The sequence below is a fragment of the Vibrio sp. K4 genome, assembly GCF_051122595.1.
In the GTDB taxonomy this organism is placed as follows: Bacteria; Pseudomonadota; Gammaproteobacteria; order Enterobacterales; family Vibrionaceae; genus Vibrio; species Vibrio owensii.
Window position 1 is genome coordinate 887,575 of record NZ_CP178578.1, and the last position, 15,907, is coordinate 903,481.

The window sequence follows — 15,907 nt, forward strand, 5'->3', positions numbered from 1 at the left end:
CGAGCCTGTGAACTCAAGACAAAACGAAATCCTGCAATTGGTTAATGACCGCAAACGCGTTCAAGTGACGGAGCTTTCTGACATCATTGGCGTGTCGGGCGTGACCATCAGGCAGGATTTGAATTTCCTTGAGCAACAAGGCTACTTGAAGCGTGTTCATGGCGCTGCGACGGCGCTACAAAGTGACGATATTGATACGCGACTCGAAGTGCGCTTCGACATCAAACAAGCGTTAGCCAACAAAGCGGCAGATTTGGTATCACCAAACGAAACCGTGTTAATCGAAGGCGGCAGTGCTAATGCGCTCTTGGCTCGCACATTGGCTGAACGTGGTGACGTCACCATCATTACCCCATCGGCGTACATTGCCCATCTCATCCGCAACACTTCTGCCAACATCATCTTGCTTGGTGGTGTGTATCAGCATCAAGGCGAGAGTTTGGTTGGACCGCTGACTAAGCTGTGTATTGAGAACATTCATTTCAGCACGGCTTTTTTGGGTATTGACGGTTTCCATCAAGACACAGGCTTTACTAGCCGAGACATGATGCGCGCAGAAATCGCCGAAACCATCATTGCGAAAAAGCGTCGTAACATCGTGCTGACGGACTCAAGTAAGTTTGGGCAAATCTACCCATCTTCGATTGGTAAAACGAGTGAAATCTCGGTGTTGTTAACCGACGAAGCCGCTCCGAAAAGCGACCTCGAACAACTGAGAAAGCAAGGCGTGGAAGTGGTGTTGGGTTAAGCCGACTCACGAACAATGAGTTTAGGAGGCAGGATCAAGCTGTAAGGCTCGCTGTCTTCTTGCTTCAGTTGATTGATCAATCGTTTTGCTGCTTGTCTTCCCATCTCTCGTGCATTGGAATTAACGAAGGTGAGCGGTGGTTCAATTAACTCTGCTTCTTCAACGTCATCAAAACCAATCACCGATACTTGCTCGCCGATAAACTGATCTTTACCGATGGAACGTCCTGCTCGATGTATGCCATAAACCGCGCCTAGTGCCGTCGAGGAATGGTGACAAAGGACTGCAGTAATCTGTGGATGCTCCAACAACAATTGCTGCACAGTTTGAGCGGCAGACGCTTGGCTTTTCTCACACTCGACCACCCACTCTGGTTTGAAAGGCAAACCAAACTGCATCAGAGTTGAGCAATACCCACCAATACGCTCAGCACGGCACAAAGAACTGCTCGCGCCGCCGACATAAGCAATTCTGCGATGACCTTGCTTAACCAGATGCTCCGTCGCCAACTTGGCGGCGTACATGTTGTCTGGTCCCACGTAGTCGATTTGCTTATCCACCGAAGCGCGTGAAATGCAGACCATTGGCAGATTGTGCTGCTTGAGGTTTTCGACGTTGAACTGCTGGCTTTCACCAATCGGGCAAAATGCAATACCACCGACGCCTTGGCGTGCCATGGTTAATACACACTTCTCAAACTTTTCTTGGCTATCCCCACTTTGAGCCAGAAACAGCATGTAACCTTGCTGCTCGATTTCTTCACTCAATCCTGCCGCGACTTCTGCGTAATAGGGATCACTGATGTCTTTGAGGATCAGTCCAATGATTTCACTGGAATTGGAGCGTAGGTTGGCAGCGGCACGGTTACGAATATAGCCGAGCTCTTCTACCGCAGCGTTGACCTTTTCTATCGTGTCTGGAGAGATCCGCCCTTTATTCCCCAACACCATAGAGACGGTGGTAACTGACACGCCAGCATGTTTAGCGACTTCTGTAATGGTCACTTTTTTTGACGACATAGATTCACTTTATGGATTAGAAAAACGTTTTATCATCAAACTGTAACCCTATTAGGTTGATTTTAAAAGCCCTACATAGTTTGTGGAAAAAGATATCTAACTCGATCACAGAATTTTTGGTAAAACGTTTTATCAAAATTTTTGGCAGCGTATATTGAGTGCATAAAAACAACACTTCATGCGCACATAATGTGATGTGTATGAGCCCTACAAGTTCTCAATTTCCGGAGACAAACTATGTCTAAAAGCAATAAATCGACCATGTGGGAGTTCTTGCAAAGCCTCGGCAAGACCTTCATGTTGCCAGTCGCGCTGCTGGCATTCTCAGGTATTCTTCTTGGTGTCGGCAGCTCGTTTTCTAGCGCCGCTATCAAAGAAGCCATCCCATTTTTAGACAACACCCCTCTGCAATACCTGTTTATGTGGATGACCAAAATCGGTCTTGTCGCATTCATTTACTTGCCTGTAATGTTTGCCGTTGCTATCCCGCTTGGGTTAGCACGTGAAGAGAAAGGCGTGGCAGGTTTCGCGGGTTTCGTTGGCTATGCTGCGTTCAACCTTGCGATCAACTTCTTCTTAACCGTCGCAGGTGTACTAGACAGTGAAGCGGAACGTGCCGCCTATGGTGTGAAAAGTATCATCGGCATTGAATCGATTGATACTGGTATCCTTGGCGCGGTGATCGTTGGTGTGATTGTTGCGAAACTTCACCAGCGCTTTTACACCTTCAAAATGCCAGATGCGCTAGCGTTCTTTGGTGGTGCTCGTTTTGTTCCAATCATTTCTGCCTTGGTACTGGGCGTTGTCGGTGTGTTTATCCCATTCGTATGGCCTTACTTTGCTGCGGGCATCAATGGTATCGGTCATGTGATTGAAGGCGCGGGTGATTTCGGTCCAATGCTGTTTGGTACGGGCGAACGTTTGTTGCTGCCAATCGGTCTTCACCACATCTTAGTTGCGCTGATTCGATTCACTGAAGCAGGCGGTACTATGGACGTGTGTGGTCAAACCGTGTCTGGCGCACTAAACATCTTCTACTCTGAATTGTCTTGTCCTGACACAACGGCGTTTACTCCGGAAGTCACGGCATTCTTGTCTCAAGGTAAAATGCCAACCTTCCTAGGCGGTTTACCGGGTGCGGCTCTTGCTATGTACCACTGTGCTCGCCCTGAGAACCGCTCAAAAATCAAAGCACTGCTTATCTCTGGCGTCGTAGCTTGTGTGGTAGGTGGTATCACTGAGCCGCTTGAATTCTTGTTCCTATTTGTTGCGCCAGTGCTTTACTTCGTCCATGCGATTCTGACTGGTCTGGGCTTTATGGTCATGGGTTTGCTTGATGTCACCATCGGTAACACAGACGGCAACCTGATTGATTTCTTGGTGTTCGGTATCCTGCAAGGCACGGCAACGAAATGGTACTTAGTACCGCTGGTGGCGGGTGTTTGGTTCGTGGTTTATTACTCAGTATTTAAGTTTGCGATCACTAAGTTCAACCTAAAAACACCAGGTCGTGAAGTCGATACGGCGGAAGTGGACAAAGAGCTTGAAGCCGCATTCATCAACGAATCTGGCAAAGGTGCCGCAGTACTGGCAGCTCTTGGTGGCAAAGAGAACATCACGGCTCTAGATAACTGCATCACTCGTCTTCGCTTGTCTGTTAACGACATGAGTTTGGTCGACGACGCTAAGTTGAAAGCCAACGGCGCGCTGGGCGTAGTGAAGCTTGATGAGCACAACCTGCAAGTCGTTATTGGTACACAAGTTCACCTAGTGAAGAACGAAATGCAAGCCATCATGTCTGCAAGCTAATCACTGCCTTGATAGATGCTCCCCCTCGGCACAATCTCCATCCTCCCCCCCAATGAGATTGTGACGAGGGACCTTAATATTGGAATATTCGTATGACTCAGAATTTCGACTTTAATACACCGATTGATCGCACTGGCACTTACTGCACGCAGTGGGACTACGTTCAGGATAGATTTGGTAAAGCGGGTTTATTGCCATTTACCATTTCAGATATGGATTTTGCTGCGCCAGAGCCGGTGATGAATGTGCTTAAACAACGTTTAGAGCATCCGGTATTAGGTTATAGCCGCTGGAACCATGAGGATTTTAAGTCCGCGATTCGCTACTGGTATCAAACTCGTTTTGACTGCGAAATCGACACTCAGCAAGTGGTGTACGGACCATCGGTTATCTACATTGTGTCAAAGTTGATTGAGCAATGGAGCCAGCCGGGACAAGGCGTGGTGTTCCATACACCAGCTTATGATGCGTTCGACAAAATGGTTGAAGGGCAAGGTCGTGCGTGCGTTCGCAGTCCGCTCATCAAGCAGCAAGGTCGATTTGAAATTGACTGGCAAGATCTGGAAACCAAACTCGCTGACCAGAACAACACTGTGCTGTTGTTGTGCAGCCCTCATAACCCAACAGGGCGAGTGTGGAACCAAAGCGAATTGGAAAAGATGGCGGAGCTTTGTAACCAACACCAAGTTAAAGTGATTTCGGATGAGATCCATATGGACGTGAGCTTTAAGCGTCACATCCCTTACGTGGGGTTTGGCCGTTCACAAGATTGGGCTGTCGTTACATCGGCGTCTAAATCGTTCAATATTCCAGCCTTGAATGGTGCGTATGCGTTGATCGCAGATTCACAAACGCGTGAACGTTACCTACATAAACTCAAAGAGGTGGATGGTCTTTCATCGCCTTCTATCATGGGCGTGCTTGGGACGATGGCGGCTTATCGTCACGGAGAGCCTTGGCTAAAGGCACTCAACGAGTATGTATTGGCTAACCATCAATACGTGAAAGAAGCACTTGAAAGTGCCTTTCCTGAGGTGAGCTACCTTGTCCCAGACGCAACCTATTTAGCTTGGATTGATCTATCTGTTTTGAATCTAGATATGAAGCTGCTTAATCAGGCGTTAATTGAACAATTCAATGTAGCCATCATGTCTGGAGATGTTTATGGCGATTCCGGTAAAGGCTATCTCAGACTCAATCTGGGTTGCCCAAGAAACAAAGTCGAGCAGGGCGTTTCAGCCTTGATTCAAGCTATCGAATTGCAGCGTTAAAACACCGCGGGAGAGTGTGAGATGTCACTGTTCAAGCTAGATAACGTGATTCAAAACTACGCTTGGGGAAGCAAAGAGTCGATTTCTAAACTGTTTGGTATCGACAATGTGAACCATCAACCTCAAGCTGAAATTTGGATGGGAGCGCACCCTAATGGTTGCTCGCGCCTCGCAACAACCGGTGAGTTGTTATCTGATGTGATTGCGAGAGATAAAGCAAGCATGTTTGGTGATTACACCATGATGCGTTTCGGGGAACTTCCTTACCTATTCAAAGTGCTTGCGGCGGATTCTCCGCTCTCGATTCAAGTTCATCCGAACAAGCGTAAAGCTGAGCTTGGTTTTGTACGAGAGAATGAACAAGGTATTCCACTTGATGCTCCTAATCGCAACTACAAAGACGCTAATCACAAGCCAGAGTTGGTCTATGCGCTGACTTTCTACAAGGCGATGAATGGCTTTCGTCCGATAGAACAGATACTGACGCTGTTCCGCCAATTCGGTATTCGTAGTTTAGACGGCGAGGTGACCGCGTTAGCCGAGCACCCAAATCAAGACGGGTTGAAAGACTTCTTCACGGCGATCATGACCTTGAGCGAAGCTCATAAAATTCAAGCCTTGGCAGAACTGGACGCAGCGTTAGAGCGTGGTCCAAAGACGGCATTGGAAAGAGAAGTGCTCAGTTATGTGGCGGAATTTCAAAAGCACTACCCGCAAGACATTGGATTGCTGTCTCCGTTGATGTTGAACACGATAGAGCTTGCACCTGGTGAAGCGATGTTCCTCCATGCCGAAACGCCTCATGCGTATGTACAAGGTACAGCTTTGGAGATCATGGCGAATTCTGACAACGTGCTTAGAGCTGGGTTAACGCCCAAGTACATTGATGTGAATGAGCTTATCGCCAATACGGCATTTCACACCACGCAACCGGAACAGATTAAACTGTCGCCAATCCACAAAGAGGGCAAGTTGAGCTATCCAATTCCGGTGGACGATTTTGGGTTTGATATTCTCTCTTCCGATGAGGAATGCAAGCAACAGTTTGTGCGTGGTGCTGAGATTGTTTTTTGTGTTGAAGGTAGTGTTGAGGTCATGACATTAGAAACAAGTCTGACTCTTAAAGCCGGAGAATCCGCGTTTATCACTAACGATTGTAAGCTCTACCAATATCAAGGGAGTGGTACGTTGGCGAGGGCGTATAACTAGTCATTTCGTTGTTAATACTAAAAGGCCGCTTGAACAGCGGCCTTGTTTGATTTTATGACGCCTAAAAACGGTTAAGCGACTTTCTCTTTTCGCTTCGCCAGCATTGCAGCAGGAGAGAAGCCTGTTACCAACATTGTCCCACTAAGCACCAGAATGGTCCCTATGATGGTATTGAAGCCGATTGGTTCATCTAGAATCAGATAACCCCATAAGATTCCGAAGACTGGAATGAGGAAGGTAACCGAAAGTGCCGATGCTGGGCCTACTTCTGATACCAAACGGAAGTAAAGCAAATACGCCAAACCGGTACAAACCACACCGAGAGCAACCACAGAGCTCCACTCTATGCTGGTTGGCTCTGCACGCATTGGTAAAAATGGCAGTAGCGGAAGTACCCAAATCACCGCTGCCCACATACTGCCGTGTGCATTATTGAAAGCCGGAATCTGAGGAGCATTCTTAGTGTAGTTGGTCGCGATTCCATAGCTACATGCGGCCAACAAGCTAGCAATGATCGGCAGAATCGCCTCCTCACCAATCTTGACCGCACTCCAACCGACCAATACTGCGACGCCAGTGATACCAATCGCCATGCCAAGAATCGCTTTCTTGGTCAGCGGGCTGCGATACCAGATAAAACCAATCAATGCGCCCCAAATAGGAGCCGTTGAATTGAGTATCGATAAAGTTGAGGCATTGAGCGTCTGCGCAGCATAGGCGAAAAACAGAAACGGTGCCGCGGTGTTAAACAATCCAATAATAAAGAAATGTTTAGTATGCGCGGTGAAGGAGAGTCTCTTTTTGAGATAAATGGAGATGAGCAACAAGGCAATTGCTGCAAACCCCACTCGAAATTCGATTAAGTAAGCCGGTCCGAACGTATTGGCGGCGACTCGCATAAATAGAAACGAGCCACCCCAAATAGCAGCGAGACAAAGTAAGCGAAAAAAACTGGCTGCGGTCATGTTACATCCTTGGTCGAGGTCTAGCGCCTCATTGATTAATTGTTGCGCTAACAGTGGATTAAACCAAGGATGAGATCAACCAGAAATGCAACGCGAGTTCCGAATCTGGCTACCGCTGACTTGTTTTGATGATCTTAAATTTCTTCTTTTGGAAACAAGATTGGCAAACTGTCTCTATAAGTGTGGTACCACATCACGCCGTGATTTAATCCGTTGTAGTGAATTAAAGGAGGCAGAGTGAACCCTTGGTACTGTTTCGATTTAATATGGCTGTAGAAGATATCTACCCAATAAAAATTCCCTGTTCTGCCAGATGTGGCGCTAAAAATCGCCGTCACTTCAAGCCAAGGAGAAATAAGATAGCGCTCTTCCTCTACAGGGTAGATGGTGTCTTCAATACGCCAAAAAGAACCATCAGAGATGATAAAGTTTGAGAAAAACTCGGCACCAACATCTTCCGTAAGCATCACATAAGCGGATTTCGCACCGCCAAACGAATGTCCAGCTAACGTGCGCTGAGTCGGATCGATATCGTACTCTGCTTCAACAATAGGAATGAGTTCCTGCGTAAGAAAGAGATAGTAGTCATCTACGCCCGGAGGCAAGTAATCAATGTCTCTGCGTCCCGGTGGGCCTTCGTGAACGGCAACGAGAATGACTTCAGCACCGTAATCATCGATAAGCTCTGCGAAGCTCAATCCCGTGCCTCCACCGTCCGAGACAAAGATCACGGGCAAAGAACTAAGTCGGTCGTCGTAGTTCTCAGGCAAATAAACATCATACGGGTAGGTGACGCCCGTGATGTTGGAAAAGATGCTTGCCTGTATTTGATTGAGATTGTTGTCCGATGTTGAGGAGTCCACATCGGAGCCATCACCACCTCCGCATGCCGATAACACAAGCCCTAAAGAAAGGGCGATGAACCAACGCTTCAAAACTTCCATGTTTTACCTTTGCTTTTGATTTAAAGAACAAAAACAACTGTATAAGATTTGAGCAATCAAAAAGCCCCGCGCTATCAATAAATGAAAAGGCGAGGCGAGCGGGTTTGTAACTCTTCGAGTCAATTATCGAATGCGGTGGTACGTTATTGTTTTACCTGTCATTAATTACTGTTTTACTTGTCATTAATTAATGCTTTTCAGACCAGACCGCGAACTCATTGCCACTTGGTTCGGTAAAATGGAAACGACAACCTCCCGGGAACTCGAAGATAGGGCGGATGACTTGGCCCCCGAACTGTTCGACTTTGGCTAACGTGGCATGAATATCCGAGCTATAGAACACCAGTAGTGCTGCCCCATTTGTTGTTTGGCTGACTTGCTCTGCTGCATAAAAGCCACCGTCCAAGCCTTGACCTGAAAAGGCGCTGTACTCAGGACCATAATCAACGAAGCTCCATCCAAAGGCTTGCTCGAAAAACTGTTTAGTCGCATTGATGTCTCGCGTGCCAAACTCAACGTAATTTAACTTTTCATGTTGGTGCATTCTGGTGTCCTTTTCATCGCTGTGCTTTTCTGTCAGTGTATTAACTCTTCGGTCGAGTTTCTCAGCCCGAGTCTAGGTTTTATTAATCAAACTGATAAAACCTCAAAAATTTCATTGGTTATCCCTATTAAATCTATCGTTATTTCCCATTAAACAAATGTAATCATTGAAGATATATTCTTCGTGGGCAGAAAAGAGCTTTTGAGTATCCATTGACCACTCGACTGGTCAAATGGTTAGCACGCATTGGAGAGCAACCATGCAGATGTCAAAAAGCTTCTTATTAATTACAGTTGGCTTAGCCAGCACATCTCTACAGGCGCAAACCCTGACAAGAGACAACGGTGCACCAGTCGGTGACAACCAGAATTCAATCACAGCAGGTGAAAACGGCAGCGTATTACTGCAAGACGTTCACCTGATCCAAAAATTGCAGCGTTTTGCCAGAGAGCGTATTCCTGAGCGTGTGGTGCATGCTCGTGGTACGGGTGCTCATGGTGAGTTTGTTGCATCGGGTGATTTTAGTGATTTAACGGTTTCCGCTCCTTTTACTAACAAAGGAAAGGTAACCCCTGTTTTTGTTCGTTTTTCGACCGTTATTCACTCAAAAGGATCACCTGAGACACTTCGCGATCCTCGTGGTTTCGCCACTAAATTTTATACTGAACAGGGTAACTGGGATCTGGTAGGGAACAACCTGCCTGTGTTCTTCATCCGCGATTCAATTAAGTTTCCGGATATGGTGCACTCTCTAAAACCGTCTCCTGTTACCAACGTTCAGGATCCAAACCGATTCTTTGATTTCTTCAGTCATGAGCCGAGTGCGACCAACATGCTGACTTGGGTTTATAGCAACCTAGGTACGCCAGCAAGCTATCGCACGATGGACGGCTTTGGTGTGCACGCTTATAAGTGGATTAATAAGCAAGGCGATGTGAACTATGTGAAGTTCCAATGGAAGAGCCAACAAGGTATCGAAAGCCTGCGTCCTGATGAAGTAACCGCAATGCAGGGTAAAGATTTCAACCATTTAACCAATGATCTGTACAAAGAAATTGGGCGTGGTAACTACCCTAAGTGGGATCTTTACGTGAAGGTGCTGTCACCAGAAGCTCTGAGCAAACTGGATTACAACGGGTTGGATGCGACCAAAGTATGGCTAAATGTACCGGATCAAAAAGTCGGCACTATGACGTTGAACCGCCTACCAGAAAATTTCTTTTTAGACACTGAACAGTCGGCATTTGCGCCTTCGAATTTGATTCCTGGTATCGAGCCATCGGAAGACCGTTTGCTACAAGGCCGTTTGTTCGCTTATGCAGATACACAGCTGTACCGCGTGGGTGTGAACTTGTTCCAACTGCCAGTAAACCGTCCTCTAGCATCAGTGAACAACCATAACCAAGATGGATTGAGCAACAACGCGAAGCAAGGCAATGGTGATGTGAACTACGAACCAAGCCGTAAACTGGCACTGGCAGAAGACACACAATTTAAAGCGGTTGAAACCAAGCTGGTTGGCACTGTTCAACAAAGAGCGATCAGCAATCCTCGCAACTTCTACCAAGCGGGTGTGTTGTTCCGCAGCATGAACGAGCAAGACCAGAGTGATTTGATTGCCAATTTAGCGGGTGACCTGAACAAGGTGATGGATAAAGACGTTAAGGAAACCATGGTGAGCTATTTCTATCGCGCAGATAAAGAGTACGGTACGCGTCTGGCTGAGGCGACAGATACCAATCTCAAGCAAGTGAAAAACAAAGCGATGATGTAAGCAATAAGTTTTGACCTGCGGGAGATTTATCTGCTCTTTTCTGCCCGAAAATCAGGGCTCCCGTGGGTCATTCTCAAATTCTGTTAGTGAGGGTGAGTAAATGAAAACCGTGTTTTTGCTCAGTGCCGTTCTGTTCTCTTTAAGTTTCTCGCTGAGCTTATTAGCTGCAGAAGACAAACTGGAAGAGGAATACCAATCTTTGGTTGAACTGTTCTTTGACGCAGCGCGAATTGGCAATAACGAAGTGGTCGATACATTTGTTTCTCAAGGCTTCCCAATCGACCAACGTAATACTCAAAGTTATACCGCATTGATGGTGGCAGCGTATCAAGGACATCGAGAAACCGTTCGCTTGCTGCTCGACTCCGGCGCTAACGCCTGCCTGCAAGATAAACGTGGTAACACTGCATTAATGGGCGCACTCATCAAGCGTGAAATCGGCATAGCGAAAGACCTCTATCAAGCGGACTGTTCACCAGAGCTGCGCAATAAAGCAGGGTTAAATTTGAAAGAGTTTGCCGAGATCTATGGTCAATCCAATGTGTTGAAATCACTTCAACACTGATAAATAACAATAAATAGGACCCACAGTATGAATAAAACAACATGGCTTGCTGCACTAACGCTTCTCTCTTCCCCAACTTTTGCCGAGACAGTAAGCGTAGAAATGATTGACCTTGGCTCTGGTCAATCAACCGGGAGCGTGATGATCAGCGACAGTGATTACGGCACCGTTTTTACGCCGAAACTACAGGGTTTACCCGCTGGTACGCATGGCTTCCATTTACACGCTAACGGCTCGTGTGACAGCATTACCAAAGAAGGTAAAACCATTCTTGGCGGTGCTGCCGGAGGGCATTATGACCCAGAAAAAACAGGCAAGCATGGCTTCCCTTGGACGGACGACAATCACCTTGGCGATTTACCAGCGCTTTACGTGAATGCTCATGGAATGGCGGACCAGCCAGTATTGGCACCACGAGTAAAACTTGATGACGTAAAAGGTCGTGCTTTGATGGTTCATGCTGGGGGCGATAACCACTCCGACCATCCGGCGAAACTTGGCGGCGGCGGTGCTCGCATTGTGTGTGGTGTGATTAAGTAATCCCCTTCTTAGATGCCACAAACAAAAAACGGTCCAGATAAGCTGGACCGTTTTCTTTTTAAGCGAAAGCTGATGGGCTTAGTTTAAACCGACTTAAATTACGCGAAGTTCTCGACGATGATGTCATCTGCATTGCTAACAAATACTGCGCCTTTCTCTTCCATCTCCGCAATCACTGCATCGATAGTTTCTGGCAAGACTGCACGGCTAGAGGCTAAGTTCACAATCACTTTGAAACCTAAATCGAGAGCTTGAGTCACGGATTTCTTCACACAAAAATCAAGCGCTAAGCCACCAACAACAACCGTATCGATGTGGTTGAATTTAAGGAACTCATTCGCACCTGTAGTTTTGGTATCAGCCACGTCGTGGAAAAAGATGCCATAAGGATGTGCGTCTGGGTCCATGCCTTTGTTGACTTGGAAATCGTATTCCAGAACAGGAGGTAGACCGTCCAGCAGCTCAACACCCGTAGTACCAAGCACGCAATGGCGGTTCCACTTAATGTCCACATTAGGTAGGCCGACAGGTTCAAGCATATTCGCTGGCGTTTCTGCATCCCAAGCTGCTTTTGGTGGATGCAAATCACGGCTAACGAGCTTTAAGCGACCTTTAGTGTGGTTCTTTAATATCTCTGGAACGATTTCTAATGCGCCAGTGACAGGTAACTCGTCAGGGCAAAGTTCGGTGAAGCCTTTTTCAGGATCCACGTCGATCACTGCGGTAGTTTGGTAGTTAACTCGAACGGTCATGGCAGACTCCTTGTCTGTCTTTTGTGCTTGCGTTAACCACGCAAACAGTTTTGGAAAAAGGTCACTTCGTCGCTTGCTAAGGTGTACACCATGGCTGGCTTACCGCCTTTACCTTTGTTAGTGGAAGCGACTTTGTTGGTTGGCTTTAGAACACCGGAATCAATCAAGCGGCGTTTGATCGTCATTCGACTGATATCAATACCGAACTCTTGGTATGCGGCAATGATGTCTGCAACCAAAAATTCTTTATCGAGTGCGAACAACAATACTGAGGTGTATTCAATAGAGGCACGCAGCTTCTGCCATGCCTTTTCAATCATCTTTTGGTGATCAAAAGCGAGGGTTTCTTCACCATCAAGGATTGCTTGTAGCGGGAACCACTTCAAATGACACTCTGGTACACCAGCGTTGTCGATTTGTTCTTTGTTATTGCGGTCTACTAAGGCGTAGTGGGTGATGTTCAGGCTCCAATCTTCAGGGTCACGCTTTGGATCGCCATCGACAAAAGCTTCGCTAAAGTGGCGAGGGTAGGTGTGAATTTTTTCACGGCAGATTCTACGTCGTGCTGCTTCGAAGTTTTCGTCTGCTGCTCGTCCACCTTCGTGCGTCATGTCTTTATCAAACACAAATCCACCAGGCAAAGCCCACACGCCGTGGTAGGGGCGTTCTGGATTTGAGCGTTTGATCAGCAACACTTCCAACCCTTTATCGGCACAGCCAGATAGTCTGAATGGAATGATGTCGACAGTTACGATCATGATTGGGTCCTGAGATTGATTTGTAAGTAATCTAGCGCATAACAAGTAGTCAATCAATGGGTAAGTAACCGATTGTTAGAAACGTACATACATTTTCTTAGTGGTGATGTTTAAGTATGAATGTGCGTATCTGTTCAGGTTATCCACAATAGCTGTTGGATTATTGCGCGTAAAAACCTTATAAAAAAGAGTGGTTAGTAACAAAAGTTGACAAACTAATAGTGGGTGTTTATTGTTTACGCAATTTAGTTAGTAACAACAAGTTATATACCCAAGTTTGCCTTGTTGAGAACTTCCCACCAACTTCGTTGGGAAAACAATAAGATGCGGTTTGCACCGTGCTGAGGGAATTTGGGTATAAACGAAAAAGGGCGTGTAGAAGGGCTCCGAATGACCACCAATTTATTTTCGTCTCGCATCATTCAAAGTGCGTTAGATTTTGACGTATACAAAGTGAATATGATGAGTGCTGTTGCAGCGCTTTATCCAGATGCGATGGTGTCCTACAAATTCATTGTTCGCAGTGAAGAAGACCTGTCTGAACTACTGCCAGATGTGAAAGCGGAAGTTCTTAAACTGCAAGACATCACTTTCTCGGCAGAAGAAATCGAGTACATGAAAGGCGTCGCGCCTTATCTTAGCTATGAGTTTGTTGACGCTCTGCATGCATTTCGTTTTAACCCTCAACGTGACGTTTCTTTCAATACTAAAACCATGGCTGATGGCACAAGCCAATTACGCATCACCATCAATGGTCTTTGGAAAGAAACCATTCTCTACGAGACCATCATCATGAGTATTGTGTCCGAAGTGCGCAGCCGTGCACGTTGGGCAGACATTCCAGTTGAGCAATTCCAATCTGTTCTTAAAGAGAAAGTTAGTCATCTAAAATCCGAACTAACACGCCGCAATATCACTAACTTTAAGTTTGCTGATATGTCGACCCGCCGTCGTTTCTCGTTCCAAGCCCAGCGCTCAATGCTGCAGTATCTGAGCCAAGAGTTACCTGACAGCCTAACTGGAACCAGTAACTACCATTTGGCGAAAGAGCTCGATCTCACGCCAATCGGTACGGTTGCACACGAATGGTTTATGGGACACCAAGCGCTAGTGAATGTTCGTGATTCACAAAAGGTAGCATTGCAGCGTTGGCAAAAGATGTTTAATGGTGCGTTAGGCATTGCTTTAACAGATACCATTGGTATTGATGCGTTCTTAAAAGACTTCGATGAAGAGCTAAGTAATGCTTATGTAGGAGTGCGTCATGACAGTGGTTGCCCTTACACATGGGGCGAGAAGATGATTGAGCATTACCAATCGCTTGGCATCGACCCTATGACCAAAACCTTGGTGTTTACAGACGGCTTGAACTTTGATCAAGCACTGGACATTTGTGAGCACTTCCAAGGTCGAGTACAAATCAGCTTTGGTATTGGTACGTTTTTGGCAAACGATATGGGCGAGTACACTAACAAGCAAGGTGTCGCGTATAAGCCACTTTCAATCGTAATCAAGATGGTTTCGTGCAATGGCTCTCCAGTGGCGAAAATCAGTGATGAGCCAGAGAAAGCGATGTGTGAAGACATTTTCTTTTTGATGAATTTGAAGCGTCGTTTTGAGCAGCCGCTCGATCTTGATGAGTGTCGCGTATTGCTTGATCGTCTAGAAAACGAGGGCGATAACTACCTTATCGACGCTTAAATATTGAAGTGAGTCATGATGAAAAAGGGTGGTGCAATGTCATCACTCTTTTTGTGATTCACAAACTTCGTTGTATTTGATTTCGCACAGCGCGCCGCATTTTGTGCGATAGGGAAGGCGTTTACTTCCTGTGTTAGCGCGAACCCTCTTTACAATAAGCCCTTCTAGATTGGCACTTTTCAGGTGCTTTTCGCGAACCTTCTTCCAGTAGTCATCAAAAGCCATACGTCACCTTGTTGTCATAATTATTTTTATAAATGTGACGCTATTCTATGCAACACAACTCTGTTTCTAATGTCAGAAAAATCCTAAAAACCGTTAAGTAAATGGCGATTTGTTGTAACGCTCTCGTTTCTTGATTTTTACCTTCTATGGTTTCGATAAATTAATATCGGCAAACCTAACAGGCGATTTGGTTATAGTACAAGCAAAGGTCAAGTCAGGAATGAACGATGAATTTGGTTGTGCATCTACAGAAAAAAGCGATCAACAAACACGGCTATGAGTGGGCAACGCGCCAAGCTTGGAAGTGTGGGATTAAAGCTAATCTTGTGAAACGAGTGATCGGGATCTTCAAAGGTCAGATCGTTTGCGTTGTCGAAGGTTGTCGTGCTGAATTGACAACACCAATCAACAACCCTTTACATGATGATGAGAAGCAAGGCCGTTATGTATTTGTTGGTGGCATCTTCTGGGAACCAAACAACGTTATCGCACCTGGTTTTCCTGATTTTATGTTTATGCACTTACGCAGTCTTAGTCATCGTCATAAGTATCTAACCGATGATGAGCTCTTCTTAAGCCTAGCTTAGGGTGTTTGGCATACACTGATGACCAGTCTGTTTCTTAAATCTTTGCTTGGTGCCGTGGCAGTATTGATTATTGCCATGCTATCGAAGTCGAAAAGCTTTTATATCGCAGGGCTCGTACCTTTGTTTCCGACCTTTGCTCTGATCGCGCACTTTATTGTCGGTAGCGAGCGAGACATGGAAGCCCTGCGCCAAACGGCTCTGTTTGGCATCTATTCTTTGATTCCTTATGCGGCGTACCTGATTTCTGTTTTCTACTTTAGCTACCGCTTGAGCTTGGTGGGGACATTGACGGCCGCGACGCTGGTATGGGTCATGTTTGCCTCGATGTTGCTTGCATTTTGGACTCGTTGGATGGTGCCTGCCTAAAGTTTGCTCAACTTGGCATTGTAGTTAGCGCAACATTCATTGCTCAAGCTGATGTGATCTCGCTCCAATTGACCTTTCTCTGAGCTTTCTCTAACACGGCGTTTATAAAACGCTGTATTTTAACCTGCTA

General features: G+C 46.3%; 17 protein-coding genes. 10 read left to right on the top strand and 7 right to left on the bottom strand.

Translation table 11 applies throughout. The annotated features are described in order from the left end of the window. The first annotated feature begins 7 nt into the window (after positions 1-7). Positions 8-748, top strand: coding sequence for a DeoR/GlpR family DNA-binding transcription regulator (locus tag ACLIIY_RS21495; protein WP_005436345.1), 741 nt, complete (start codon positions 8-10; stop codon positions 746-748). Here the strand turns inward: ACLIIY_RS21495 and malI are convergent. Continuing rightward, the gene (gene malI / locus ACLIIY_RS21500) at positions 745-1,767 is read right to left on the bottom strand and encodes a Mal regulon transcriptional regulator MalI (protein WP_005453001.1); all 1,023 of its coding nucleotides are present in this window, start codon (positions 1,765-1,767) and stop codon (positions 745-747) included. The two genes, ACLIIY_RS21495 and malI, sit on opposite strands and share 4 nt — an antisense overlap. 237 nt (positions 1,768-2,004) lie before the next feature. On the opposite strand from malI, the gene malX reads away from it, so the two are divergent. The 3 genes from malX (at position 2,005) to manA (ending at position 6,056) form a co-directional block, all read left to right on the top strand. Next, positions 2,005-3,576 (top strand): maltose/glucose-specific PTS transporter subunit IIBC, encoded by a 1,572-nt coding sequence (gene malX / locus ACLIIY_RS21505; protein WP_005436347.1) that lies wholly within the window; start codon positions 2,005-2,007, stop codon positions 3,574-3,576. 92 nt (positions 3,577-3,668) lie between these two features. Continuing rightward, positions 3,669-4,847 (top strand): MalY/PatB family protein, encoded by a 1,179-nt coding sequence (locus ACLIIY_RS21510; protein WP_434529366.1) that lies wholly within the window; start codon positions 3,669-3,671, stop codon positions 4,845-4,847. Between the two features lie 21 nt (positions 4,848-4,868). Further along, positions 4,869-6,056 (top strand): mannose-6-phosphate isomerase, class I, encoded by a 1,188-nt coding sequence (gene manA, locus ACLIIY_RS21515; protein WP_434529367.1) that lies wholly within the window; start codon positions 4,869-4,871, stop codon positions 6,054-6,056. A gap of 71 nt (positions 6,057-6,127) precedes the next feature. On the opposite strand, the gene ACLIIY_RS21520 is transcribed toward manA, so the two are convergent. The 3 genes from ACLIIY_RS21520 to ACLIIY_RS21530 all read right to left on the bottom strand — a co-directional run bounded on the left by ACLIIY_RS21520 (position 6,128) and on the right by ACLIIY_RS21530 (position 8,509). After that, positions 6,128-7,021 (bottom strand): DMT family transporter, encoded by an 894-nt coding sequence (locus tag ACLIIY_RS21520; RefSeq protein ID WP_078609947.1) that lies wholly within the window; start codon positions 7,019-7,021, stop codon positions 6,128-6,130. Positions 7,022-7,155: 134 nt separating this feature from the next. Further along, positions 7,156-7,965 carry an alpha/beta hydrolase gene (locus ACLIIY_RS21525; RefSeq protein WP_434529368.1) on the bottom strand — a complete coding sequence of 270 codons (810 nt, stop codon included), beginning with the start codon at positions 7,963-7,965 and terminating at the stop codon, positions 7,156-7,158. Between the two features lie 187 nt (positions 7,966-8,152). Continuing rightward, a complete protein-coding gene (locus ACLIIY_RS21530) occupies positions 8,153-8,509 on the bottom strand; it encodes a VOC family protein (protein ID WP_104035202.1) in 357 nt (118 codons plus the stop codon). Positions 8,510-8,768: 259 nt separating this feature from the next. Between ACLIIY_RS21530 and ACLIIY_RS21535 the strand changes: the two genes are divergently transcribed. The 3 genes from ACLIIY_RS21535 to sodC all read left to right on the top strand — a co-directional run bounded on the left by ACLIIY_RS21535 (position 8,769) and on the right by sodC (position 11,388). Further along, the gene (locus ACLIIY_RS21535; protein ID WP_237303939.1) at positions 8,769-10,283 is read left to right on the top strand and encodes a catalase; all 1,515 of its coding nucleotides are present in this window, start codon (positions 8,769-8,771) and stop codon (positions 10,281-10,283) included. Positions 10,284-10,383: 100 nt separating this feature from the next. After that, positions 10,384-10,848: an ankyrin repeat domain-containing protein gene (locus ACLIIY_RS21540; RefSeq protein WP_005436364.1), complete on the top strand. Its 465-nt coding sequence runs from the start codon at positions 10,384-10,386 to the stop codon at positions 10,846-10,848. Between the two features lie 27 nt (positions 10,849-10,875). After that, entirely contained in the window at positions 10,876-11,388 is a 513-nt protein-coding gene (sodC, locus tag ACLIIY_RS21545; protein WP_426694191.1) for a superoxide dismutase [Cu-Zn] SodC, read from the top strand. 98 nt (positions 11,389-11,486) lie between these two features. On the opposite strand, the gene ACLIIY_RS21550 is transcribed toward sodC, so the two are convergent. Beyond that, positions 11,487-12,140, bottom strand: a complete 654-nt coding sequence (locus ACLIIY_RS21550) for a nicotinamidase (protein ID WP_434529369.1) — start codon at positions 12,138-12,140, stop codon at positions 11,487-11,489. 32 nt (positions 12,141-12,172) lie between these two features. Further along, entirely contained in the window at positions 12,173-12,898 is a 726-nt protein-coding gene (locus ACLIIY_RS21555; protein ID WP_005436370.1) for an NUDIX domain-containing protein, read from the bottom strand. 390 nt (positions 12,899-13,288) lie between these two features. On the opposite strand from ACLIIY_RS21555, the gene pncB reads away from it, so the two are divergent. Continuing rightward, positions 13,289-14,599 carry a nicotinate phosphoribosyltransferase gene (pncB, locus tag ACLIIY_RS21560; RefSeq protein ID WP_434529370.1) on the top strand — a complete coding sequence of 437 codons (1,311 nt, stop codon included), beginning with the start codon at positions 13,289-13,291 and terminating at the stop codon, positions 14,597-14,599. Between the two features lie 42 nt (positions 14,600-14,641). Here the strand turns inward: pncB and ACLIIY_RS21565 are convergent, their stop codons facing one another. Next, positions 14,642-14,824 (bottom strand): hypothetical protein, encoded by a 183-nt coding sequence (locus tag ACLIIY_RS21565; RefSeq protein ID WP_032802795.1) that lies wholly within the window; start codon positions 14,822-14,824, stop codon positions 14,642-14,644. Positions 14,825-15,051: 227 nt separating this feature from the next. On the opposite strand from ACLIIY_RS21565, the gene ACLIIY_RS21570 reads away from it, so the two are divergent. After that, the gene (locus ACLIIY_RS21570; RefSeq protein ID WP_005436373.1) at positions 15,052-15,411 is read left to right on the top strand and encodes a hypothetical protein; all 360 of its coding nucleotides are present in this window, start codon (positions 15,052-15,054) and stop codon (positions 15,409-15,411) included. Between the two features lie 18 nt (positions 15,412-15,429). After that, positions 15,430-15,777 (top strand): GlpM family protein, encoded by a 348-nt coding sequence (locus ACLIIY_RS21575; protein WP_005436374.1) that lies wholly within the window; start codon positions 15,430-15,432, stop codon positions 15,775-15,777. The last annotated feature ends 130 nt before the right edge of the window (positions 15,778-15,907 follow it).

What these genes read in the sequence shown, in the direction of transcription:
- malI (WP_005453001.1), bottom strand. Translation starts at nt 1,767, where the DNA reads ATGTCGTCAAAAAAAGTGACCATTACAGAAGTCGCTAAACATGCTGGC.
- malX (WP_005436347.1), top strand. Translation starts at nt 2,005, where the DNA reads ATGTCTAAAAGCAATAAATCGACCATGTGGGAGTTCTTGCAAAGCCTC.
- ACLIIY_RS21510 (WP_434529366.1), top strand. Translation starts at nt 3,669, where the DNA reads ATGACTCAGAATTTCGACTTTAATACACCGATTGATCGCACTGGCACT.
- manA (WP_434529367.1), top strand. Translation starts at nt 4,869, where the DNA reads ATGTCACTGTTCAAGCTAGATAACGTGATTCAAAACTACGCTTGGGGA.
- ACLIIY_RS21520 (WP_078609947.1), bottom strand. Translation starts at nt 7,021, where the DNA reads ATGACCGCAGCCAGTTTTTTTCGCTTACTTTGTCTCGCTGCTATTTGG.
- ACLIIY_RS21525 (WP_434529368.1), bottom strand. Translation starts at nt 7,965, where the DNA reads ATGGAAGTTTTGAAGCGTTGGTTCATCGCCCTTTCTTTAGGGCTTGTG.
- ACLIIY_RS21530 (WP_104035202.1), bottom strand. Translation starts at nt 8,509, where the DNA reads ATGCACCAACATGAAAAGTTAAATTACGTTGAGTTTGGCACGCGAGAC.
- ACLIIY_RS21535 (WP_237303939.1), top strand. Translation starts at nt 8,769, where the DNA reads ATGCAGATGTCAAAAAGCTTCTTATTAATTACAGTTGGCTTAGCCAGC.
- ACLIIY_RS21540 (WP_005436364.1), top strand. Translation starts at nt 10,384, where the DNA reads ATGAAAACCGTGTTTTTGCTCAGTGCCGTTCTGTTCTCTTTAAGTTTC.
- sodC (WP_426694191.1), top strand. Translation starts at nt 10,876, where the DNA reads ATGAATAAAACAACATGGCTTGCTGCACTAACGCTTCTCTCTTCCCCA.
- ACLIIY_RS21550 (WP_434529369.1), bottom strand. Translation starts at nt 12,140, where the DNA reads ATGACCGTTCGAGTTAACTACCAAACTACCGCAGTGATCGACGTGGAT.
- ACLIIY_RS21555 (WP_005436370.1), bottom strand. Translation starts at nt 12,898, where the DNA reads ATGATCGTAACTGTCGACATCATTCCATTCAGACTATCTGGCTGTGCC.
- pncB (WP_434529370.1), top strand. Translation starts at nt 13,289, where the DNA reads ATGACCACCAATTTATTTTCGTCTCGCATCATTCAAAGTGCGTTAGAT.
- ACLIIY_RS21565 (WP_032802795.1), bottom strand. Translation starts at nt 14,824, where the DNA reads ATGGCTTTTGATGACTACTGGAAGAAGGTTCGCGAAAAGCACCTGAAA.
- ACLIIY_RS21570 (WP_005436373.1), top strand. Translation starts at nt 15,052, where the DNA reads ATGAATTTGGTTGTGCATCTACAGAAAAAAGCGATCAACAAACACGGC.
- ACLIIY_RS21575 (WP_005436374.1), top strand. Translation starts at nt 15,430, where the DNA reads ATGACCAGTCTGTTTCTTAAATCTTTGCTTGGTGCCGTGGCAGTATTG.